At 62.2% G+C, this 23681-nt stretch carries 19 protein-coding genes and 1 pseudogene; 13 read left to right on the top strand and 7 right to left on the bottom strand.

Translation table 11 applies throughout. The features are described 5' to 3' along the window. Positions 1-459: 459 nt before the first annotated feature. Entirely contained in the window at positions 460-1731 is a 1272-nt protein-coding gene (locus A6V37_RS31525) for an SGNH/GDSL hydrolase family protein (RefSeq protein ID WP_064286706.1), read from the bottom strand. Between the two features lie 89 nt (positions 1732-1820). Next, a complete protein-coding gene (locus A6V37_RS31520) occupies positions 1821-3446 on the bottom strand; it encodes an NAD(P)/FAD-dependent oxidoreductase (protein WP_064286705.1) in 1626 nt (541 codons plus the stop codon). A 216-nt stretch (positions 3447-3662) separates the two neighbouring features. Here A6V37_RS31520 and paaA point away from each other — a divergent pair, with 216 nt between their 5' ends. From paaA to A6V37_RS31480, 8 genes are all read left to right on the top strand, one after another. Next, on the top strand, positions 3663-4661 hold the full coding sequence (gene paaA / locus A6V37_RS31515) for a 1,2-phenylacetyl-CoA epoxidase subunit PaaA (protein ID WP_064268307.1): 999 nt from the start codon (positions 3663-3665) through the stop codon (positions 4659-4661). Between the two features lie 39 nt (positions 4662-4700). Continuing rightward, positions 4701-4985, top strand: a complete 285-nt coding sequence (gene paaB / locus A6V37_RS31510; RefSeq protein WP_007179854.1) for a 1,2-phenylacetyl-CoA epoxidase subunit PaaB — start codon at positions 4701-4703, stop codon at positions 4983-4985. A gap of 8 nt (positions 4986-4993) precedes the next feature. Further along, entirely contained in the window at positions 4994-5797 is an 804-nt protein-coding gene (gene paaC / locus A6V37_RS31505) for a 1,2-phenylacetyl-CoA epoxidase subunit PaaC (RefSeq protein ID WP_064268306.1), read from the top strand. Positions 5798-5804: 7 nt separating this feature from the next. After that, positions 5805-6347, top strand: a complete 543-nt coding sequence (gene paaD, locus A6V37_RS31500; RefSeq protein WP_064268305.1) for a 1,2-phenylacetyl-CoA epoxidase subunit PaaD — start codon at positions 5805-5807, stop codon at positions 6345-6347. Position 6348: 1 nt separating this feature from the next. Then, complete coding sequence (paaE, locus tag A6V37_RS31495) at positions 6349-7437, top strand: 1,2-phenylacetyl-CoA epoxidase subunit PaaE (RefSeq protein ID WP_064268304.1); 1089 nt, start codon at positions 6349-6351, stop codon at positions 7435-7437. 155 nt (positions 7438-7592) lie between these two features. Beyond that, positions 7593-8405, top strand: a complete 813-nt coding sequence (locus tag A6V37_RS31490) for a DUF1835 domain-containing protein (protein ID WP_064268303.1) — start codon at positions 7593-7595, stop codon at positions 8403-8405. A gap of 14 nt (positions 8406-8419) precedes the next feature. Next, the gene (locus A6V37_RS31485; RefSeq protein WP_064268302.1) at positions 8420-9028 is read left to right on the top strand and encodes a TetR/AcrR family transcriptional regulator; all 609 of its coding nucleotides are present in this window, start codon (positions 8420-8422) and stop codon (positions 9026-9028) included. 242 nt (positions 9029-9270) lie between these two features. Then, positions 9271-9939, top strand: coding sequence for a GNAT family N-acetyltransferase (locus tag A6V37_RS31480; RefSeq protein ID WP_064268301.1), 669 nt, complete (start codon positions 9271-9273; stop codon positions 9937-9939). An 85-nt stretch (positions 9940-10024) separates the two neighbouring features. Here the strand turns inward: A6V37_RS31480 and A6V37_RS31475 are convergent, their stop codons facing one another. Continuing rightward, a complete protein-coding gene (locus A6V37_RS31475) occupies positions 10025-10522 on the bottom strand; it encodes an Lrp/AsnC family transcriptional regulator (protein WP_064268300.1) in 498 nt (165 codons plus the stop codon). Positions 10523-10665: 143 nt separating this feature from the next. On the opposite strand from A6V37_RS31475, the gene hppD reads away from it, so the two are divergent. Next, positions 10666-11763 (top strand): 4-hydroxyphenylpyruvate dioxygenase, encoded by a 1098-nt coding sequence (gene hppD / locus A6V37_RS31470; RefSeq protein WP_064268299.1) that lies wholly within the window; start codon positions 10666-10668, stop codon positions 11761-11763. A gap of 154 nt (positions 11764-11917) precedes the next feature. Here hppD and A6V37_RS31465 read toward each other — a convergent pair whose 3' ends face one another. After that, a complete protein-coding gene (locus A6V37_RS31465) occupies positions 11918-12109 on the bottom strand; it encodes a hypothetical protein (RefSeq protein WP_064268298.1) in 192 nt (63 codons plus the stop codon). Between the two features lie 354 nt (positions 12110-12463). On the opposite strand from A6V37_RS31465, the gene A6V37_RS31460 reads away from it, so the two are divergent. Beyond that, positions 12464-16063, top strand: a complete 3600-nt coding sequence (locus A6V37_RS31460; protein WP_064268297.1) for an indolepyruvate ferredoxin oxidoreductase family protein — start codon at positions 12464-12466, stop codon at positions 16061-16063. Positions 16064-16262: 199 nt separating this feature from the next. On the opposite strand, the gene A6V37_RS31455 is transcribed toward A6V37_RS31460, so the two are convergent. Further along, complete coding sequence (locus A6V37_RS31455; RefSeq protein ID WP_064268296.1) at positions 16263-18545, bottom strand: NADP-dependent malic enzyme; 2283 nt, start codon at positions 18543-18545, stop codon at positions 16263-16265. Between the two features lie 323 nt (positions 18546-18868). Continuing rightward, positions 18869-20101, bottom strand: a complete 1233-nt coding sequence (locus tag A6V37_RS31450) for an MFS transporter (RefSeq protein WP_064268295.1) — start codon at positions 20099-20101, stop codon at positions 18869-18871. A gap of 388 nt (positions 20102-20489) precedes the next feature. On the opposite strand from A6V37_RS31450, the gene A6V37_RS31445 reads away from it, so the two are divergent. Further along, positions 20490-21176 (top strand): orotate phosphoribosyltransferase, encoded by a 687-nt coding sequence (locus A6V37_RS31445; RefSeq protein ID WP_007179868.1) that lies wholly within the window; start codon positions 20490-20492, stop codon positions 21174-21176. 94 nt (positions 21177-21270) lie between these two features. Here the strand turns inward: A6V37_RS31445 and A6V37_RS31440 are convergent. Further along, positions 21271-21962 (bottom strand): annotated as a pseudogene (locus tag A6V37_RS31440) (response regulator). A 265-nt stretch (positions 21963-22227) separates the two neighbouring features. Here A6V37_RS31440 and A6V37_RS31435 point away from each other — a divergent pair. Further along, on the top strand, positions 22228-22830 hold the full coding sequence (locus A6V37_RS31435) for a YbhB/YbcL family Raf kinase inhibitor-like protein (protein WP_064268294.1): 603 nt from the start codon (positions 22228-22230) through the stop codon (positions 22828-22830). A 206-nt stretch (positions 22831-23036) separates the two neighbouring features. Continuing rightward, positions 23037-23609 carry a flavodoxin family protein gene (locus A6V37_RS31430; protein ID WP_064268293.1) on the top strand — a complete coding sequence of 191 codons (573 nt, stop codon included), beginning with the start codon at positions 23037-23039 and terminating at the stop codon, positions 23607-23609. Positions 23610-23681: the final 72 nt, after the last annotated feature.

The following is a 23681-nucleotide window of genomic DNA, read 5'->3' as shown; positions in this document are numbered from 1 at the left end:
ACTGTTTTCGGTTGTGTTACCAACCGGTCGCTCACTCAACGTACTGACGAATGATTAATCTGTCCGAAGACAAAAAAACCTTCCTTTCATTACTGTGTGAGACTTGATACTTTCGCTTCCTGCCCGATCCCGAAAGACCCGGCAGCGCGTCGCGCATCAAGCGCCCACACTTATCGGCTGTTAATTTTTAAAGATCGATTACGCATTCACCACCGAACCGGCACCGCACTTCAACTACCCCGGCACCGCTTCGTTCTGCGTCGCTGCATCAGCAGCAGAGAAACGAGATTATGAAGGCTCTTTTTCGTTTCGTCAACAACATTTTTTGCTTTCGCTTAAAACCTTGTTGACGCTACGGCCGCTGGTTTCTGCCGCGGCCCTCGTTCACAAACGAGGAGGCGAATCTTAGGCGAACATGGGCCATATGACAAGAGTTTGACGAAAATCTTTCTGGGAGACTCATTTGCGAGTCGAATTCACCACCGCGTCCATCGGAACGGCGTCGGCCATTGCCGCGTAACCCGCATCGCTGGGATGGATGTGATCGCCACTGTCAAAGGCGCGCCGCAGACGATCCGGCTGCGCCGGATCCCGCAAAGCGGCGTCGAAGTCCACTACGCCGTCGAACGCGCGGCTGTTTCGGATCCATTGGTTGACGGCGAGCCGGATACTTTCCCGCTGCGCCGGCAGCGAAGCCGGCGTCAACGTGGCGCCGAACACCTTCACACCGGCGTGCCGCGCGGCGGAGATCACCCTCTGATATCCAGCGATCAGATCGACAGCCGTCACCGAGGTGTGAGGGAAATCGCAGTCGAGGCCGCCATGCGGCGGCATCGCCGCGAAGTTGATGTCATTGATGCCAATCAACAGGATCGCGGTCTTGACGCCCGGACGCGCAAGCACGTCTCGCTCGAAGCGCGTCGCAAGCGCGTCGCCATAGCACGGAGAGTCACTCAGCAGACGGTTGCCGCTGATACCCAGATTGACAATCGCAGTCGAGCGGTCCCCGCTGGCCGCGAACCGGCGGGCCAGCGCGTCCGGCCACCGGCGATTCTGGTTCAGGCTGGAGCGCATGCCGTCGGTGATCGAATCGCCGATCGCGGCGACCGCGGCCGATGAGGGCATCGACTCCACCGAAATCCCGGTCACCCACACGTATTGCATAAACCTGCCGCGAAACGCTTCCGCCGATGCATCCGCGGCGTGATTGCCAGGCGTGGAAACGTAATTCACCTGATTCGACACGCGATGCCACGCCACAATCCGCTGTTCCGGCCCCGTGAACGCACTGATGGCATACGGCGTGCCTTCGGCAATATCAATAGCGACCGGGTCGCTGTCCAACTCCCCGCCCGGCGGAATCGAGACCGCGCTCTTGCCCCCGAACGTCACGCGCACCTGACCATTGCCGGAGACAGTCGCGCCGCCCGCCGAACGCGCAATGCGCAGATCGTCAACGGCAAGCGGAGCTTTACCGTACTGATTGCTCAGGTGAATCCGTGCAGACCGGCCGGACAGCGTCGGATAAACGATCTGGCGAACCGTGCGCCCGCCCACTTCCGGGGCGCGATACAACGGCGGCAGATCCGCCCGCTGCGGAATGGGTTGCAGCGCGGTCGCCCACGCGGCGACCCAATGCGCGGGGGCGTCGGCAGCGAAAACGGTCGGGGAAACGGCGAATTGAACGAGCAGCGCCGCGCTACATGCAGCGGCGAAAGTACGGATGGTCATTCTGGCGGTGGGATTGAGGCGAAACGTGCATTGTGCCCGATCGCCACGCCCCTCGCGGAGGGGCGCTGACGCATTCCGCCGCCAGAAGCTCAGGCAGCCGCCTGCGCCCCGGTCATATTCAGCGCGAGCGCTTCGGCGACTTCGATGCCGTCGATAGCTGCGGAGTAGATCCCGCCGGCATAGCCTGCTCCTTCGCCTGCCGGATACAGTCCCTCGACGTTCATACTCTGATAGTTGTCCCGGCGACGCACGCGAATCGGCGACGACGTTCTCGTTTCGACGCCCGTCAATACCGCGTCGTGCATCGCAAAACCTGCGATCTTCTTGTCCATCTGCGGCAACGCTTCACGAATGGCTTCGATCACGTAGTCGGGCAGCGCGGTGCTGAGATCGGTTGGATTCACGCCCGGCTTGTAGGACGGCACTACCGACCCCAATGAAGTAGACGGCCTGCCGGCGATAAAATCACCGACCAACTGGCCCGGCGCCATATAGTTACCGCCACCCAGTTCGAACGCCCGTTCTTCCCACTTGCGCTGGAAAGCAATACCGGCGAGCGGCCCGCCCGGATAGTCGTCCGGCGTAATGCCGACGACGATCCCCGCATTCGCATTGCGCTCGGCCCGCGAGTACTGGCTCATGCCATTAGTCACAACGCGTCCTGGCTCGGACGTCGCCGCCACCACCGTACCGCCCGGGCACATGCAGAAGCTATAGACGGCGCGGCCGTTGCTGCAGTGATGCACCACCTTGTAGTCGGCGGCACCCAACTGCTTGTGGCCGGCAAACTTGCCGAAACGGCTGCGATCGATCAACCCCTGCGGATGCTCGATCCGGAAACCGAGCGAAAACGGCTTGGCTTCGATATAGACGCCGCGGTCGTTCAGCATCTGGAAGGTATCGCGGGCGCTATGACCGACCGCCAGCACCACATGATCGCAGCGCAGCGTTTCGCCGGTCGACAGCTTCAGTCCGCGCACCTTGCCCTGATCGATCTCGATATCGTCGACGCGCGTCTCGAAACGCACCTCGCCACCGAGTTCGTGAATGCTGGCGCGCATTTTTTCGACCATGCTCACGAGACGGAACGTCCCGATATGGGGTCGGCTCAGATACAGAATGTCCTCCGGCGCGCCGGCCCGCACGCATTCCTCGAGGACCTTGCGGCCGTAGTGCTTCGGATCCTTGATCTGGCTATACAGCTTGCCGTCCGAGAAGGTCCCCGCGCCGCCTTCGCCAAACTGCACGTTCGACTCGGGATTGAGCACCGACTTGCGCCACAGGCCGAAGGTGTCCTTCGTGCGCTCGCGCACGGCTTTGCCGCGCTCGAGGATGATTGGGCGGAAGCCCATCTGCGCGAGGATCAGCCCGGCAAAGAGGCCGCACGGTCCCATGCCGATCACCACCGGGCGCAGCGCGCCCAGTTGCGCCGGCGCTTTCGTGACGAACCGGTAAGCCATATCAGGCGTGACGCCGCAATGCGGCACGTCGGCGAGCCGCTTGAGCGCGGGAGCTTCATCCGTGACCTCGACATCGACGATGTACGTGAGCTTGATGTCGGCCCGCTTGCGCGCATCGTGCGCACGGCGAAACACGGTGTATCGGATGAGCCCGTTCGCGGCCACGCCGAGTTCCGCGAGGCGCTCAAGGACGGCGGCTTCGAGGGCGCTCTCGGGATGATCGAGCGGGAGTTTGATTTCGCTTAGACGTAACATGAGTACCGGGGGATGCAGGAGGCCGCAAATCGCAGCCAATTCGCAATTTTATAGGTTAAGTGTCGGCACGGGGCAGCGGCGCTGATGAAACGCCCCCAACGACGAAACCGTCGAGCCCCTATCGGTGCGACCGATCTATCTCAAAAAATCTATTAACCGACCGGTCGGTTGGTTTATACTGTGCGCACACAGACAACTTCCGCAGAGAGCGTCCCCATGTACACGCAATCCCTGGATATTCCCGGCAATGTCGCGCCGCTCGACGCAGGTGCGAGCGCGCCCGAGCAGGCGCAGTTCGACGCGGTCATGGCCGCCGACGGCAAGATCGAAGCTCAGGACTGGATGCCGGAGGCTTACCGCAAGACGCTGGTCCGGCAAATCTCGCAGCACGCGCATTCGGAGATTGTAGGCATGCTGCCGGAGGGCAACTGGATCACGCGCGCACCCAGCCTGAAGCGCAAGGCGATTCTGCTCGCCAAGGTGCAGGATGAAGCCGGCCATGGTCTCTATCTATATAGCGCGGCGGAAACGCTCGGCGTATCGCGCGATCAACTGATCGCCGCACTGCACTCGGGCAAAGCCAAATATTCGAGCATCTTCAATTATCCGACTCCCACATGGGCGGACGTCGGCGTGATCGGCTGGCTGGTCGACGGCGCGGCGATCATGAACCAGATTCCGCTGTGCCGCTGCACGTACGGCCCGTACGCTCGCGCCATGATCCGCATCTGCAAGGAAGAATCGTTCCACCAGCGTCAGGGCTTCGACGCGCTCATGTCGATGATGGCCGGCACCGAGGCGCAGCGCGAACTGGTCCAGCAGGCGGTGAATCGCTGGTGGTGGCCGGTATTGATGATGTTCGGCCCGAGCGACAAGGATTCGATCCACAGCAACCAGTCGTCGAAATGGGGCATCAAGCGCATCTCGAACGACGACCTGCGCCAGAAATTCGTCGACGCCACGGTCGACCAGGCCAAGGTGCTCGGCGTCACGCTGCCGGATCCAGACCTGAAATGGAACGAGGCGCGCGGCCATCACGACTACGGCGACATCGACTGGGAAGAATTCTGGCGTGTCGTGAACGGCGACGGCCCGTGCAACCGCGAACGCCTCGCCACCCGCGTCAAAGCTCATGAAGACGGCGCCTGGGTTCGCGAAGCCGCCCTCGCCCATGCCGAAAAACAGCGCCAGCGCGCACAGCAGCACGCCGCCTAACCCGCGCGGCATGCCGGACAAAGAATCAGGAGATCTGCAATGAACAAGGAATGGCCGATTTGGGAAGTCTTCGTGCGTAGCAAGCAGGGACTCGACCACAAACACTGCGGCAGCCTGCACGCCGCCGACGCGCCGATGGCGCTGCGCATGGCACGCGACGTCTACACGCGCCGCCAGGAAGGCGTGAGCATCTGGGTGGTGCCATCGTCGGCGATCACGGCGTCCGCGCCGGAAGACAAGGCTGAGCTGTTCGAACCGGCGGGCGACAAGATCTATCGCCACCCGACGTTCTACACGCTCCCCGACGAAGTCAACCACATGTAAGCGCGGCCATGCACATCACGCCCCAACATCTCCAATACGTGCTGCGTCTTGCGGATACCGCGCTGATCCTCGGACAGCGCAATACCGAATGGTGCGGCCACGGCCCGATCCTCGAAGAGGACATCGCGCTGTCGAACATGAGTCTCGATCTGATCGGCCAGGCGCGCCTGCTGTACACGCACGCCGCCTCGCTCGAGCAGCAGCTCACTGGCACAAACCGCACGGAAGACGACTACGCGTACTTCCGCGCCGAACGCGAATTTGCCAACTACACGCTCGCCGAGTTGCCGCACTACGGCCCACTCAGTGGCACCGCGCAAACCGAGAAGGATTATGCGGTCACGATCGTGCGCAATTTCCTCTACGCGATGCTGATGGCGCATCTGTGGACCGCGCTCACAGGTTCCAACGATGAGCAACTGGCCGCGATCGCGTCGAAGTCGATCAAGGAAACCAGCTACCACGTGCATCACGCACGCGAGTGGCTGATCCGCTTCGGCGACGGCACCGAGGAATCGCATCGCCGCGCGCAAGCCGCGCTGGACTACCTGCTGCCGTACACGCGCGAGTTCTTCAGCACGGACGCCGTGGAAGAGTCCATCGCCGCCGCCGGCATTGGCCCATTGACCTCGGAACTCGAGGAAGCGTGGCTCACCGACGTGCGCACCACCCTTGACGAAGCGACCCTGACGCTGCCCGAAGCGGTCAAGCACATCACCACCGGCAAGCACGGCGAGCACTCCGAGCACATGGGTTTCGTACTGGCCGAAATGCAGAGCCTCGCGCGCCAGCATCCCGGCGCCACCTGGTAATCCGACGATGACGACTTCGACCGCCTCCCTCATAGCCGATGCCGCGCTCGAACGCGCATGGGCCGTGCTCGAAACGGTGCCGGATCCGGAAATCCCGGTGGTGTCGATTCGCGAGCTCGGTATTCTGCGCGACGTGCGCCGCGCCGCCGACGGCACACTCGAAGTCGTGATCACGCCGACCTATTCCGGCTGTCCGGCCATGTCGCAGATTGCCGAGGACGTCGCTCATGCGCTCGATGTGGCAGAGCTCACGCCCTATCGGATCGCCACCGTGCTCGCACCGGCGTGGACCACCGACTGGATGACCGCCGAGGCACGCGACAAACTGCGTGCTTACGGCATCGCGCCGCCCACGGGCAACTGCGGCACGGCCGCTGCGCCGCAGGAAAAAGTGATGCGCTTCGTGCCGCGCGCCCTGCCGGCTCCGTCGTGCCCGCGTTGCGGCTCGGCGCACACCGAACGCCTCGCGCAGTTTGGCTCGACCGCCTGTAAAGCCCTGTATCGCTGCCTCGACTGCCGCGAACCCTTCGACTACTTCAAACCATACTGATATGGCCACCCCGCAATTTCATCCGCTGCGTATCCGCGAAGTGCGGCCTGAAACCGCCGACGCGGTTTCGGTTGCCTTCGAAGTCCCTGCCGAACTGCGCGACCAATATCGCTTTACGCAAGGCCAGTTCGTCACCCTGAAGACGCATATCGACGGTGAGGAAACGCGCCGATCGTATTCGATCTGCGTCGGCGTGACCGATTACGACCGCGACGGCGAACTGCGTATCGGCATCAAGCGGGTTCGGGGCGGGCGCTTCTCGAACTTTGCCTTCGATACGCTGCAGCCCGGCCACACGATCGACGTGATGACCCCGGACGGCCGGTTCTTCACCCATCTGAACGCGGATCAGGGCCAGCAGTACCTGGCGTTCTCGGGCGGCTCAGGCATTACGCCGGTCCTGGCCATTATCAAGACCACGCTCGAAATCGAGCCGCGCAGCACGTTCACGCTCGTGTACGGCAACCGCAGCGTCGATCAGATCATGTTCGCGGAAGAGCTCGAAGATCTGAAAAACCGCTACATGAACCGCTTCGTGCTCTATCACGTGCTGTCCGACGACCTGCAGGACGTCGAGCTGTTCAACGGTGTGCTCGATCAGGAAAAATGCGCGGCTTTCATCGAGCATCTGCTGCCGGCCGATGCCATCGACGAAGCCTTTATCTGCGGTCCCGGTCCGATGATGGACGCCGCCGAGGCCGCCTTGAAAGCCGCCGGCGTGCCGCAGGAAAAGGTGCACGTGGAGCGCTTCGGTTCGCCGCTCCCGCAAGCGGGTGTGCCGCCAGTGGAAATTACGGAAAACACGCTGGCTGCCGACCTGGAAATCGTCCTCGACGGAAAACGCCGCAAGCTGCGCCTGCCCTATCAGGGCGTAAGCGTGCTCGATGTCGGCCTGCGAGCCGGCCTCGCGCTGCCGTATGCGTGCAAAGGCGGCGTCTGCTGCACCTGCCGGGCGAAGGTGCTGGAAGGCGAAGTGAAGATGGAAAAGAACTACACGCTGGAAGAACACGAAATCCGCGACGGTTTTGTGCTGACGTGCCAATGCCATCCGATCAGCGATCGCGTCGTGGTGAGCTACGACGAACGTTGAGCCGCTCGCGGCCGGCTGGCGGCACGACGCCCGTCACGCTTTCAGCAGCTTCGCGATCCGCTTACACTAGGGGCCGCTCGCGATCGGACACCTGTTCCGGTCGATGAGCGGCCCCTTTTGCCGCTAACTGTCCTACGCTACTGTCTCCACTGCTGATGAGCACGGTCCACCTCACCAACGGCGATGTCGCCGCCGAATCACTGCGCACCGCGTTGCGGGAGGCGGGCCGCGACGATCGCGTTCATGCACTGCGAGACGATCTGGCGGTCGGCCCGCTGCGCGGTGTGGACGACACGCCCGACGTGCGCGCGGCCTTCTGGGACCGGGTGAGCGCCGACACGAAGCGCGATTTCCTTCGGGAATTCCGCGAGCAGGCTGCGGCGCTGGAAAATATCGCGCGCGGCGAAACGAATCTGGTGATCTGGCATGGCGAAAGCGCTGCGGATCAATTGACGCTGCGCCGCGTCTGCTACCACCTGCGCAACAGTCCACAGCGCCTGAACGAAGTCCGTCTGTCGATTCGCGACCTCACCGATCCGAACGCATGGGCGCACAGCCGTAAAGACGAGGCGACCTCCGTCGGCATGTTCGCGCCGGCCGTCCTGCAAGCCCGACTGCAGGATGCGGCACCCATTTCCGTGCTGCGCATCAGCCGCCTCGCGCTCGAATGGCAGGAAGTCAAACACGCGAATGGCGAAACGCGGCGCTGGCGGGACAACACGTTCACGAGCGGCAGCTTTGCTGAACTGGACACGCTCATTCTCGAGCGCGCCACCGAAGACTGGCAGGCCGCCACGCGCGTTGCCACCGAATTGATGAGCGCCGAGCTCGGATTTCTGGTCAGCGACAGCATTGTGCTGTGGCGTTTGCGCGAACTGGCAGCAACGCGCCGCATCAAGCTGCGCGGCAACGCGAACGCGTGGCGCACGCTGGAACTGTGCGCGGCCCTCGCCGCTTGTCCACACTAATAGAACACACGACTATGGCCCGCACCCGAGCCCCCGACCACGAAACCCAGCGCGAACAGATTCTCGAGCTCGCCGCGGCGAAATTTGCCCAGACCAGCTACCCGAGCACCTCGATGGCCGATCTCGCCGCCGCGAGCGGCACCTCGAAAGCGCGGCTGTATCACTATTACGCGAGCAAAGAAGCGATCCTGTTCGACCTGCTGGACCGTTACACGAAGCGGCTGATGCTGATCATCGCCGAGGTGGAAGGCGCAAGCCAGCGGCGCGAATTGTCGGAGCGGGAAACGTTCGCCGAACTGATCCGGGCGTTTCTGTCCGAGTATGAGACATCGCACAGCCGGCACGTCGCGCTGTTGAACGACGTGAAGTATCTGGTCGACACCCAGCGCGAAGTGATCCTCAACCGCCAGCGTGACGTGGTCGCGGCTTTTGCGCGGCAATTGGCGCGCGCCTACCCGGAACGCGCCACGCGCGAAAACCAGACGGCACTCACCATGATGGTGTTCGGCATGATCAACTGGACGTTCACCTGGCTCAAGCCGGACGGGCGGATGGGATACCGCGAGTTCGCCGAACAGGTGGTGGGTATGGTGGATCACGGTTTGAGTTCGAACCCGGCGTAATTCCGCACTGCACCAATATTCATACGAAATAATAGGCGTAAGTTGCCGGTGCGCGACATTGTGTTACGAACGCTCGTTTCATTTATTTTTTCATAAAAATCAAAGATCTAAAAATAGGGTGCGATATTTTTAGGCAATGGACTCGAAATTAGATACGGGTTTTCCCTAGTGATGAGGGAGGGTTTCCGCTAAAATTGCTTTTGCGGTGCACCACACCGCATGATCAAAAGGAGAACCCGACCATGAACTTGATTACACCCCGCGCAGCCAAACCGATCGTCGCGCACGATCGCGTGTCGCAGCAGGCCGGTCGTGCGTCTGCTCTGGTCCGCGAACTCACCGCCGCCGACCGCGAACGGCTGCTGACCCACTTCCTCGCACTCAACGAAGACGATCGCCTGCTGCGTTTCGGCCAGATCGTGCCCGACCACGTCATCGAAAACTATGTCCGTGCGATCGACTTCACGCGCGACACCGTCTTCGGCGTTTTCGACAGCCAATTGCAGCTTACCGGCGTCGGCCACCTCGCTTATCTGCCTGTTGAAGGCGACAAGCGCACCGCCGAGTTCGGCGTGTCCGTGCTGGAAAGCGTTCGCGGTCAAGGTATCGGTTCCAAGCTCTTCGAACGCGCTGCCATTCGCAGCCGCAATACGCACGTTACGATGCTGTACATGCACTGCCTGTCGCGCAATTCGACCATGATGCACATCGCGAAGAAGGCCGGCATGAAGATCGAATACGCCTACGGCGAAGCCGATGCTTACCTGACGCTGGCGCCGGCGGATCAATCCAGCATCATCGCCGAGATGCTGCAAGAACAAGCCGCCGTGTTCGACTACGCGTTGAAGCGGCAAGCGCGTCAGGCTGCCAAGCTGTTCGACTCGTTCATCCCCACGGCTGCCGCAGCCTAAGCGGCCTGCGCTTCGGTAAAACAACAAAGGGCGGCCTGACGGCCGCCCTTTTTGTTTTAACCCTCGATAGCTTCCGGTTCTGTGCTCACAAAATCGGCAACGCCGTCGTCTCCTTGATCTTTTCAAGCGAGAAGCTTGTTTTCACGTCGATGACGGACGGATGATGCAGCAACTGCTCCTGCAGGAAGCGTGAAAAATGCGCCATGTCCTCCACCTGGACACGAAGCAGATAATCCATCTCGCCAGCCATCGCGTGGCATGCCACCACTTCGGGCCAGGTCTGGACCGCCGCGCGAAACAGGTCCGCATGGGTGGCGTCACCGCGTGGACTGAGTGCCCGGCCGCCGCGTTTTTCCAACCGAACATTCACGTACGCCAGCAAGTCCAGCCCGAGCTGCTGCGCATCGAGCAACGCAACATAGCCGCGGATCACCCCGCACTCCTCCAGCCGCCGAATTCGCCGCAGACACGGACTCGGCGAAAGATTGATGCGCTCGGCAATCTCCTGATTCGACAACCGGCCATTCTCCTGAAGGATTGCCAGAATCCGCCTGTCGATGGCGTCTATCTCTGTTTTGGCCATTACCTGCCGTCCATGAGAAAAGTTGCGCTAGAAAATAGCGCCATCGTAGTGATGCACGATTAAGTTCGCAAGTTTCCACCGCCATGACGCCTATACACTTGCGTCATTCAGTCGTGTTCAATTGCACACCTCAGGAGACAGGCATGCAGGTTCCAACATGGGAAAATCCGGTCGGCACGGACGGCTTCGAGTTCATCGAGTACACGGCACCCGACCCGAAAGCGCTCGGCAAGCTGTTCGAACAGATGGGCTTCACGGCCGTCGCCCGGCATCGTCACAAAGACGTGACGCTGTATCGCCAGGGGGAAATCAACTTCATCGTCAATGGCGAACAGGATTCGTTCGCGCAGCGCTTCACGCGTCTGCACGGCCCGTCGATCTGCGCCATCGCTTTCCGTGTTCAGGACGCGGCGAAGGCCTACAAGTTGGCGTTGGAAAAAGGCGCCTGGGGTTTCGACAATAAGACCGGCCCGATGGAACTGAACATTCCGGCCATCAAAGGTATTGGCGATTCGCTGATCTATTTCGTCGACCGCTGGCGCGGCAAGAACGGCGCCGAGCCGAACAGCATTGGCAACATCGACATTTACGACGTCGACTTCGAACCGATTCCGGGTGCGAATCCCAATCCGGTCGGCCACGGCCTGACGTACATCGACCATCTGACGCACAACGTGCATCGCGGCCGCATGCAGGAATGGGCGGAGTTCTACGAGCGCCTGTTCAATTTCCGCGAAGTGCGCTACTTCGACATTGAAGGCAAGGTGACGGGCGTGAAGTCGAAGGCGATGACCTCGCCGTGCGGCAAGATCCGCATCCCGATCAACGAAGAAGGATCGGAAACCGCCGGCCAGATTCAGGAATATCTCGACGCGTATCACGGCGAAGGCATTCAGCACATTGCCCTCGGCAGCAACGACATCTACCGCACCGTGGATGGCTTGCGCGGCGCCAACATTTCACTGCTCGATACTATCGACACGTATTACGAACTGGTCGATCGCCGCGTGCCGAACCATGGCGAGCCGCTCGACGAACTGCGTAAGCGCAAGATTCTGATCGACGGTGCGCGTGAGGATTTGCTGTTGCAGATTTTCACTGAGAACCAGATCGGGCCGATCTTCTTCGAGATCATTCAGCGCAAGGGCAACCAGGGCTTCGGCGAGGGCAACTTCAAGGCGCTCTTCGAATCCATCGAACTGGATCAGATCCGCCGCGGCGTGGTGCAGGACAAAGCCTGACGCGTAGCCGCCGTGAGGCGTAGGTATCAAATGAAAAGGGCGAGGATCGTAAGATCCCCGCCCTTTTTATTTGCGCCGCTGCCTCAAGTAGGTCAAGTAGAAGCTAAGTGCGACAGCGGCCGGTTATCAACCGACACACCGCATCAGCGGCGCATCACGAATTCTGGTCTTCCTTGCTGGATTGCGCGACCCGGCCCATGGCGATGCGCGCAGGCGCGACTTGCGCGGCACGCGTCAGCGCGTTCGACAGCGCCCCAACGCTGCCCGCATTCGAGCGCACTGGTGCGCTCATGGCAAAAAATGCGGCCGAAACCATCAGGAACGTCTGGATGTTTCTTGTGTTCATGCGTACTCCTTTTCTAACTGCCCTGCTGTCGTGAAGCTCCGCAGAATGCGGAGCATTGCGCAGACATTGCTCGCAGGTGGGGGTTAGACAGACATTTCAACTACGGTTCCGCGAATTTGTAGTTTTTACAGCTTGTTACAGGCGACCTTCGAAGTAGGGTCGAAAACTTCAGGGCAGCGCGCCCCATAGTCCCGTCTCGCTGCAGCGCCGCATTTCCGACGCGCTGCGGCGGGTTTTCACCAGTGCTACCATCACTTAAAACACGTCAATATGGCGGCCCGGCCCTACGCATTCACAAGATGCCGCGGCCTAAAAAGTTTTGGCGATCCCAAACTGGGTGGAGGAGTACACACAATGAATGCCCCGCTAGACGCAGGTCAGCGAGCCTCGCTTGAAGCCGCGTTGTCTTCCGTCACGCTCGACGATAAATACACCCTTGAACGCGGCCGCGCGTACATGAGTGGCATCCAGGCGCTGGTGCGTCTGCCGATGCTGCAGCAGGAACGCGACCAGGCCGCCGGGCTCAATACTGCCGGCTTCATCTCCGGCTACCGTGGATCGCCCCTCGGCGGACTCGATCAATCCTTGTGGAAGGCGAAACAGCATCTCGCCGCGCATCGGGTCGTGTTCCAGCCAGGCGTCAACGAAGACCTCGCGGCGACCGCCGTCTGGGGTTCGCAACAGGTCAATCTGTACCCGAGCGCCAAATACGATGGCGTGTTCTCGATGTGGTACGGCAAAGGCCCGGGCGTCGACCGCACCGGCGACGTCTTCAAGCATGGCAACTCGGCCGGCTCGGCGAGCCACGGCGGCGTTCTGGTACTCGCCGGCGACGATCACGCAGCCAAGTCGTCCACGCTAGCGCACCAATCCGAACACATTTTCAAGGCATGCGGCCTGCCGGTGCTGTTCCCCTCCAACGTGCAGGAATATCTCGACTTCGGTCTGCACGGCTGGGCGATGAGCCGCTACTCCGGGCTGTGGGTGGCCATGAAGTGCGTGACCGATGTCGTCGAGTCATCGGCTTCGGTCGATATCGATCCGCACCGCACCAAAATCATCCTGCCCGACGACTTCAACATGCCCGACGGCGGCCTGAATATCCGCTGGCCGGATCCGCCGCTGGTGCAGGAAGCGCGTCTGCTCGACTACAAGTGGTACGCCGCGCTCGCCTACGTGCGCGCGAACAAACTGGACCGTGTCGAAATCGATTCGCCGCACGCCCGCTTTGGCATCATGACCGGCGGCAAGGCCTATCTCGACGTGCGTCAGGCGTTGACCGACCTCGGGCTCGATGACGAAACCTGCTCGCGCATCGGCATTCGCCTGTATAAGGTCGGCTGCGTGTGGCCGCTCGAAGCGCAAGGCGCGCATGCTTTCGCGCGCGGCCTCGACGAAATTCTGGTTGTCGAGGAAAAGCGCCAGATTCTCGAATACGCGATCAAGGAAGAACTGTACAACTGGCCCGACGCCCAGCGTCCGCGCGTGTTCGGCAAGTTCGACGAGAAAGACGGCGCAGGCGGCGAATGGTCGGTGCCGATGGGCAACTGGCTGCTGCCGGCCCACTACGAACTCTCGCCGGCGATCATCGCCAAGGCCATCGCTACGCGCCTGGACAAGTTCGACCTGCCGTCCGATGTGCGCGCTCGCATCGCCACACGTATCGCGGTAATCGAAGCGAAGGAAAAGGCACTGGCGCGCCCGCGCGTGGAAGCCGAACGCAAGCCGTGGTTCTGCTCGGGTTGCCCGCACAACACGTCGACCAACGTGCCGGAAGGTTCGCGTGCCATGGCCGGCATTGGTTGCCACTACATGACGGTCTGGATGGACCGCAGCACCAGCACCTTCAGCCAGATGGGCGGCGAAGGCGTCGCGTGGATCGGCCAGGCGCCGTTCACCAACGACAAGCACGTCTTCGCCAATCTCGGCGACGGCACCTACTTCCACTCCGGTCTGCTGGCCATTCGCGCGGCAATCGCGTCGAAGGCGAACATCACCTACAAGCTGCTCTATAACGATGCGGTCGCCATGACCGGCGGCCAACCGGTCGACGGCGTGCTCACCGTGCCGCAGATCACGCACCAGCTCGCCGCCGAAGGCGCGACGAAGATCGTGATCGTCACCGACGAGCCCGAGAAGTACTCGGCCAACGTCGGCCTCGCGCCGGGAATCGACATTCACCATCGCGAGAAGCTCGACGAGGTGCAACGCCAACTGCGAGAAGTGACCGGCACCACGATTCTGATTTACGACCAGACTTGCGCGACCGAGAAGCGCCGCCGCAGGAAGCGCGGCACGTATCCGGATCCGGCCCGGCGTGTCGTGATTAACGACGCCGTCTGCGAAGGCTGCGGCGATTGTTCGGTGAAGTCGAACTGCCTGTCGGTCGAGCCAGTCGACACCGAGTACGGCACCAAGCGTCAGATCAATCAGTCGTCTTGCAACAAGGATTTTTCGTGCGTGAACGGGTTCTGCCCGAGCTTCGTCTCCGTTGAAGGCGGCCAGTTGCGCAAGCCCAAGGCCGCCTCGGGCGTCGGCGGCGACGCGATGCCGCCGGTGCCGGACCCCGAACTGCCGTCCATCGAACGTCCTTACGGCGTGCTGGTGACGGGTGTCGGCGGCACGGGTGTCGTGACGATCGGTGCGTTGCTCGGCATGGCCGGGCACCTGGAAAGCAAGGGCGTCACGGTGCTCGACGTCACCGGCCTCGCGCAGAAAGGCGGCGCCGTGATGAGCCACGTGCAGATCGCGAAGAGTCCGGCCGACATCCACGCAACCCGCATCGCCATGGGCGAAGCGAGTCTGGTGATCGGCTGCGACGCGATCGTCACGGCCAGCGACGAATGCGTTTCGCGCATGCAGGCGGGCCGCACGCGCGTCGTGCTGAACAGCGCTCACACGCCGACCGCCGAACTCATCAAGAACCCGAACTGGCGCTTCCCGGGCAGCAGCACGGAAGCCGACGTGCGCGCCGCCGCCGGCGACGACGGCGTGGATACGGTCGACGCGAATCACTTCGCCGTCGCGCTGCTCGGCGACGCGATCTATACCAATCCGTTCGTGCTCGGCTACGCGTGGCAACGTGGGTGGATTCCGCTAACGTATCAGTCGCTGATCCGCGCTATCGAACTGAACAACGTCCAGGTCGAGAAGAACCGGGCGGCATTCGAATGGGGCCGCCGTGCGGCACACGATCTGGCCGCGGTGCGCAAGCTCGTGCAATCGCAAGGACGCGGCGCTACAGCGGAAGCGGCAAGCAGCAAGATCATTTCGCTGCATACGCCGAAGGCGCTCGACACGCTGATCGACAAACGCGCCGATTACCTCGCCGCGTGGCAGAACAGCGCGTATGCCGACCGCTATCGCGCGCTGGTATCGCAGGTGCGCGTGGCCGAATCGTCGCTCGATTCGATCGACGGCCAGTTGCCGCTGACCGAAGCGGTGGCGAAGAACCTGCATAAGCTGATGGCCTACAAGGACGAGTACGAAGTCGCCCGCCTGTACAGCGACCCGGCGTTCATCGAAAAGCTCAAGGCGAATTTCGAAGGCGACTGGAAGCTTCATATTCACCTCGCACCGCCCACGTTCTCCAAGAAGGACGCGCAAGGTCATCTGGTGAAGAAGAAGTACGGCCCCTGGGTGTTCAGCGCAATGCACGTGCTCGCCAAGTTCAAGTTCCTGCGTGGCACCGCGTTCGACGTGTTCGGCAAGACGGAGGAGCGTCGCACCGAACGTGCACTGATCGTCGAGTACGAGGCGCTGGTGCGTGAACTGATCGGCGGCTTGACTGCGGGCAAGCGTGAGCTCGCGATCGAACTGGCGAATCTGCCGGACGGCATCCGCGGCTATGGCCACGTCAAGGAAAACAACCTGAAGGGTGTACGCGTCAAGTGGAACGAGTTGCTGACGCGTTGGCGTTCGACTGACGCGGGCAAGGCGCAGCACGCCGCGTGACGGCAATCGCCTGACCGGCGCATCGGTCAAAAAAAGGAAAAAGCGGCAGTCTGAAAGGCCTGCCGCTTTTTTTCACGTTGCAGCATCGTAGATGCAAAAAAAAACGCCACGGAATCAACTCCCGTGGCGTTTTCACAGACTCGCAGACTGGTAGCGGACGCCTCACCGGGCGGCCGCTTCAAGCCTCAGAACACTCGCATTACTTCGCGTTCACCAGCTTGCGTGCGTTAGCCGAAGCCACCGCCGTCATGTTGATGATCCGGCGCACCGTCGCTGCAGGCGTCAGAATGTGCACCGGCTTTTCCGCGCCCAGCAGGAACGGACCCACCGTCACGCCTTCGCCGCCCACCATCTTCAGCAGGTTGTACGCGATGTTGGCCGCTTCCACATTCGGCATGATCAGCAGATTCGCTTCGCCGGTGAGCGTCGTGCCCGGGAACGCAGCCTTGCGGACCACTTCGGACAATGCCGCGTCGCCATGCATCTCACCGTCGATCTCGAGCGACGGCGCGCGCTCGGCAATCAGCTTGCGAGCCGCGGCCATGCGTTGCGACGACGACGAAGGCGCGCTGCCAAAGTTCGAATTCGACAGCAAGGCGACCTTCGGCGTGATACCGAACTTCTCGATTTCACGCGACGCGAGCATGGTCATATCGGCGAGCTGCTCGGCAGTCGGCGTCTCGTTCACGTACGTGTCGCAGATGAACAGATTGCGGCCCGGCAGCATCAGCAGGTTCATGGCGGCAAAGTTCTCGACGTTGTCCGCCTTGCCCAGCACCTGCTCGATGAACTTCAGATGCGTGTGGTACTGGCCGATCATGCCGCAGATCATGCCGTCCGCTTCGCCGAGGCGCACGAGGATCGCGCCGATCAGCGTGTTGAACTTGCGCATCGCTGCCTTCGCGACGTCCGGCGTCACGCCCTCGCGAGCGCCGAGTTCGTGGTACGCCTGCCAGCATTTCTGATAGCGCGGATCGTCTTCCGGATCGACGATCTCGACGTCTTCGCCGCACTTGAGCTTCGAGCCCATTTTCTTCAGACGCATTTCGATCACCGACGGACGGCCGACCAGAATCGGCTTGGCGATCTTTTCCAGCAGCACGAACTGTGCGGCGCGCAGCACGCGCTCGTCTTCACCTTCGGCGAACACGATGCGCGCCGGCTCCGACTTCGCCGCGGCGAACACCGGGCGCATGACCATGCCTGTGCGGTACACCGTGGTGCCAAGCTCTTCGCGGTACGCCTCCATGTCCTTGATCGGACGGGTAGCGACGCCCGAATCCATTGCCGCTTGCGCGACGGCCGGCGCGATCTTGATGATCAGGCGCGGATCGAACGGCTTCGGAATCAGGTACTCGGGACCGAATTCCAGCGAGTGGCCTTCGTAGGCCTTCGCGACTTCATCGCCCTGATCGGTTTCTTCCGCCAGCTCGGCGATGGCGCGCACGCAGGCGAGCTTCATTTCTTCCGTGATCGTGGTCGCGCCGACATCCAGCGCGCCGCGGAAGATGAACGGGAAGCACAGCACGTTGTTGACCTGGTTCGGGTAGTCCGAACGGCCCGTTGCGATGATGCAGTCCGGGCGCACCTTCTTCGCGTCTTCCGGGCGGATTTCCGGGTCGGGGTTCGCCAGCGCAAGAATCAACGGCTGGGTACCCATTTCCGCGACCATTTCCGGCTTCAGCACGCCGCCGCTCGAACAGCCGAGGAACACGTCGGCGCCACGAATCGCGTCGGCCAGCGTGCGCGCTTCGGTGTTCGCCGCGTAACGTTCCTTCGACGGATCGAGGTTGCCGCGGCCTTCGTAGATCACGCCCTTCGAATCGACAACGAGAACGTTCTTCTTCGACAACCCCAGGTTCACCAGCAGATCCAGGCATGCGATCGCCGCCGCGCCCGCACCCGAACACACCAGCTTCACTTCGTCGAGCTTCTTGCCGACCACTTTCAGGCCATTCAGAATCGCCGCCGAGGCGATGATCGCCGTGCCGTGCTGATCGTCGTGGAAGACCGGAATCTTCATGCGCTCACGCAGCTTCTTCTCGATGTAGAAGCACTCGGGCGCCTTGATGTCTTCGAGGTTGATGCCGCCCAGCGTGGGTTCGAGCATCGCGATCGCCTCGACCAGCTTGTCCGGATCGGACTCGGAGAGTTCGATGTCGAACACGTCGATGCCCGCGAACTTCTTGAACAGGCAGCCCTTGCCTTCCATCACCGGCTTAGCGGCGAGCGGGCCAATGTTGCCCAGACCGAGCACGGCCGTGCCGTTCGTGATCACGCCGACGAGGTTGCCGCGCGAGGTGTACTTCTGCGCGTCGAGCGGTTCGTCGTAGATCGCCATACACGCCGCGGCGACGCCCGGCGAGTACGCCAGCGACAGATCGAGCTGGTTCGACAGCGGCTTGGTTGGTGTGACCGAAATCTTGCCGGGTTTCGGATTCTGGTGGTAGGCGAGAGCGCTTTGCTTAAGTTGTTCGTCCATTTTTTGACCTGCGAGACGTAAATAATTGGGCCCGGCACATCGCACCGTTCGCGTCGCTTGCGTCTATCGAATGGATAATCGACCGAGGCAGTTTTCGCGTGCACCGGTTGGGCGCGGCGTCGAACCTCGGCGGAGGACAGGACGGTGCGGAGTGCTTCGTGGGGCGATTAGTGTACACCCCGAAGGCGTCGATGCACCGAGTGGTTAACATGACACACCATCGGCGAAACAGGGGCCGGCAATGCTGCGGCGCCGCATCCGGTCGCCCGCTGACCGCTTTTACCGCGCGTATTCGCACAACTGTAACGGCAAGCCGCACACGCTCATTGGAGTTCGCTGCCGCGCCGCTCGGGGATCAGGAAAAGCGTCGCAATGATGTCCAGCACGTAGATCGACGCAAGCAAAGCGAGCGCCGCACCGAACGAATAGCGCGCGGCCAAAGCGCCCACCACCAGCGGCCCGAAACCGCCCACCGCGCGGCCGATATTGAACAGCACGTTCTGCGCGGTGGCGCGCGCCTCGGTGGGATAGAGTTCGGAGATCAGCGCCCCGTAACCGCCAATCATGCCGTTAACGAACACGCCCATCGCCGCGCCGCCGATCAGCAGCGCCATGGGCGTGGTCAGGTGCGCGTAGACATACACCATCGTCACCGCGCCCGCCTGGTAGAACAGAAATGCCGGCTTGCGGCCAAAACGGTCAGCGGCGACACCGAACAGCCAGATGCCGCACGCCATGCCGAGAACCGTGACGGCCGTCCACAGTCCGGACTGCGTCAGCGAATAACCAAAGGTCTTCGACAGGTAACTCGGCAGCCAGATCATCAGCCCGTAGTAGCCGAAATTCTGCACTGAACAGAGAACCGCCACGCCGATACTGGCTCGCGTGGTGCGACCATCGGCCACCAGCAGTTTCAAAGGCAGCTCGGGCATGCCGCGCGTCACGCGCTCGGTGAAAAGAGCCGGCTCCTCGACGCGGCGTCGCACGAAAAACGACACGACGGCGGGCAGCAACCCCAATGCGAACATGCCGCGCCAGCCGATCACCGGCAGCAGCAGCGGTGTGAGCAACGCCGCCGCCAAAACGCCGAGTTGCCACCCCAAGCCGACATACGACGACACGCGCGCCCGCTGCGCCGCGGGCCAGGCTTCGGCCACCAGCGTCATGCCGATGCCGAACTCGCCCCCGAGCCCGATCCCCGCGATGGTCCGGTAGGCCAGCAGATCGGTATAACCTTGCGCCAGCGCGCAAAGGCCCGTGAAGACGGCGAAGATCAGAATGGTCCACGTCAGCATGCGCACACGGCCGAAATAGTCGCTCAGCACGCCAAAGATCAGTCCGCCCGCTACCGCGCCGATCAACGTCCACGTGACGAGCGAACCTGCCTGCGTCGAGCTCAGATGCAGGTCGGCGGCAATCGCCGGCAGCATGAAACCGAGAATCAGCAGATCGAAGCCGTCCATCGCATAGCCCAGCACCGAGGCAATCAGTGCGCGGCCGGCGTAGCCTTTTCTGGCGACGGCGCGAGTGGCGGTGGCGGAGGGAGCGGCATCCATTGAAAGCATTCCGTAGGTCGAATGGGCAGAAGCGGCGACGCGCGCCCGAGAAATTCGCGTGAGTGTAAAGGCGCCCCAGGTCGCCCACAAGCGAACCCGGCACCGCGGCGGGACGCGGCACACAGCCCGGGCCTCCCGAAGCGGGCGAGGCTCTGCCGGCGCGGCCGTTATGACCGTCATTCACCCCCGCCCCGCGCGACGGCCTCCTCGGAAGGGTCCATTTCGGGTAAAATATCGGGCTACGCGCGCAGCAAAAACCGGCCCGCACGCCGCTGGCCGGTTGCGTATTGGCCTATCAAGGCGCCGCCCGGCAAGGCGCGGCATACCACACTGCTGCGCCATCGGGCTCCGCGCCCGCTTCTCCTCGCTCACACCCAAGGATTCGCCCATGACAGGCTTCGATCGCCAGACGATCTCCGACACGACCGCCAAGATGCTGCTGGAAGTACAGGCAGTGCACTTCAACGCGGAGAAACCGTACATTTTCACGTCCGGCTGGGCGAGCCCGGTTTATATCGACTGCCGCAAGCTGATTTCGTATCCGCGCGTGCGCCGCGGCCTGATGGAAATGGCCGAAACCACCATCCTGCGCGACGTCGGCTATGAGCAGATCGACGCCGTCGCGGGCGGCGAAACCGCCGGCATCCCGTTCGCGGCATGGCTCTCCGATCGCCTGATGGTGCCGATGCAATACGTGCGCAAGAAGCCGAAGGGTTTTGGCCGTAATGCGCAGATCGAAGGCCTGTTGACCGAAGGTCAACGCGTGCTGCTAGTCGAAGACCTGACCACGGACAGCCGCAGCAAGATCAACTTCATCAACGCGCTGCGCACCGCCGGCGCGACGGTGAACCACTGCTTCGTGCTGTTCCACTACAACATCTTCAAGGAAAGCGTGTCGGTGCTGAAAGACATCGACGTCGATCTGCACGCGCTGGCCACGTGGTGGGACGTGTTGCGCGTCGCCAAGGAAAACAAGTACTTCGACACCAAGACGCTCGACGAAGTGGAAAAATTCCTGCACGCGCCGGCTGAATGGTCGGCTGCGCACGGCGGCGCAACCTCGACGCCGCAATAAGCGCAACTGCCTGACGCGGACTCAATAAAAAGGCCGCCTGTCTCACGACAGGCGGCCTTTGTCTATTTCAGCCCTAGAAAAAACACGCGCGACTTTAAGACAGGTCACCCTTGGCTTCCGTCGTACTCGACGAGAGGTTCAGCAAGCCATTGCTTTGTGCGCGTACTGGAACAACTCCGAATCCCGGTCGATGCCGAGCTTGCGCATGGCCGTGTTCTTTTGCGTGCTGATCGTCTTGATGCTGCGGTTGAGTTGCTCCGAGATCTCCTTGATCGTCATGCCCGACACGAACAGGCGCACGACTTCCAGTTCGCGCCGCGACAACATCACTTCGTCGCTCTTGCCGCCTGCGTTCATGCGCAGTGTATCGAGCGCGGCTTTGACGGACGGGCTCATGTATTCGAGGTTGCGGCTGACATGCTGCACCGCGAGCCCAATGTGGCTCAGGTCGTCCGACTTGTTGACGACAGACGTCACGCCGAGTTCGCTCAGCCGCTTGAGCAGCGCGGCGTTTTCCAGCATGGTCAGCACGACGATGGCAAGGTTGGGGAAGTTGCGACGCAGATAGCCGATCAGCGGCAAGCCGTCGCCATATTGACCGCCCGGCATGGCCAGATCCGTGACGAGCACGTCGCAGGCAACGGTTTGCAGCACCTTGATCAATTCCGTTGACTGCCGCGCACGCGCGACGACCTGCAGACCGGGAAACTTGAGCAGAGCCTGCTCGGCGCCGAAGAGAATAACCGGATGGTCGTCGGCGATCACGACCCTGACTGGATCTTGCATTGCCCTCCCCTCGACAGATGAACCACTCTCCAGAACTTCTGACATGCCTTTGATTTCTATGTGTCCAAACGGATGAGAACGCGGCCAGTGATCGTGCCGACAATTCCTCCGACTATAGCCGATTTCCCATCCGCAAAATCCGCCAGATCACAACAATGATGCATCGTAGAGCTAATGTTAGACTTGATTCGACCTAGGGGCACAAAATAGGGACAATAATCATCGCGAGAACAACCGTCTCGCGCCCTGACAGGAGAACCGGCACATGCGCTCGCGTTGCCAGGTTGTTTCGAATGCTTTGCCGTTTCGCCGTTCACCGTCTTTCGCCTGCGCCATGCTGGGTCTCGCGCTATGGGTGGCCCATGGTCCCCGCGCCCTCGCCGAGGGGACGTTCGCGGTAACGAGCGCCAGCGTTCGCGCGGGCGGCACGATGGAAGCCGCTCAGGTTTTCAATCAGGACGACTGCAAAGGCGACAACCGCTCCCCGCAACTGAGCTGGCATGACGCGCCGCCCGGAACACGCAGCTTCGCGGTCACCATGTTCGATCCGGACGCGCCGGGCCGCGGCTGGTGGCATTGGGCGGTCGCCGGCATCCCGGCCAGCGTCGCCAGCCTGCCCGAGAACGCCAGCGCCTCGGGCTTCCTCAGCAAGCTCGGCGCGGTCGAGGCGCGCAACGACTTCGAAATCAGCGGCTATGGCGGCCCCTGTCCGCCGCCGGGCAAACCTCATCGCTACATCATCACCGTTTATGCGCTCAGCACCGGCGACCTGCGACTCGGACAGGGCCGCCCCGCGCTGATGTTCGATCACGAGATCGGCACCGCGACGCTCGGCAGTGCGCGGATGGTGGTCAACTACGGCCGCTAAGCGCGAGCGTCGCGAGACCTGAATCATTCACGTCGACGCCGGGCCGAAGTCCGGCTGGTGTAGCGCTTATCCCGTATTGGCGCCTGCGCGAAATTTCTGTCATTCGCGCACGTTAAGGTGTTCCCGCGCGATGTGCGCCATACTTGCCGCTGCCTGTGCGCACCTTCGCCGTACCCAGCCCTTCCCCCTTACTTTGCGGAGAGTCCATGTCGAAGATTGTCATCGTTTATCACAGCGGCTACGGCCACACGAAAAAAGTCGCCGAGGCCGTGCTGGCGGGTGCCCTCGACGCCGGCGCGAGCGCGAAACTCCTGCCGGTCGGCGAGATCGACGACGCGGCGTGGACCGAACTGGCGGAGGCCGACGCCATCATCTTCGGCGCGCCGACCTACATGGGCGGCCCTTCCGCCGACTTCAAGAAATTCGCCGACGCGAGCTCGAAGGCATGGTTCGGCCAGACGTGGAAGGACAAGATCGCGGCCGGCTTCACCAACTCGGCGACCATGAACGGCGACAAGTTCTCGACGATCCAGTACTTCGTCACCCTGGCCATGCAGCACAGCATGATCTGGGCAGGCACCGGCATGATGCCGTCGAACACCAAGGCGGCCACGCGCAACGACCTGAACTACGTGGGCGGCTTTACGGGCCTGCTCACGCAGTCGCCGGCCGACGCGTCGCCCGAGGAAGCGCCGCCCGCCGGCGATCTCGAAACGGCGCGCATGTTCGGCGCCCGGATTGCTGGCGCCACTGCGCGGTGGCTCGCTGCGGTCCGCTGACGCACGGCTTGCCGCAAGCCGGCCGATTCAGCTTGAATCGGCCCGAATCGGATGCATGAGCGGTCATTCCGG

It is taken from the genome of Paraburkholderia ginsengiterrae, from assembly GCF_001645125.1.
Taxonomy (GTDB): Bacteria; Pseudomonadota; Gammaproteobacteria; order Burkholderiales; family Burkholderiaceae; genus Paraburkholderia; species Paraburkholderia ginsengiterrae.
This window is presented reverse-complemented; position numbering and strand designations above follow the sequence as displayed.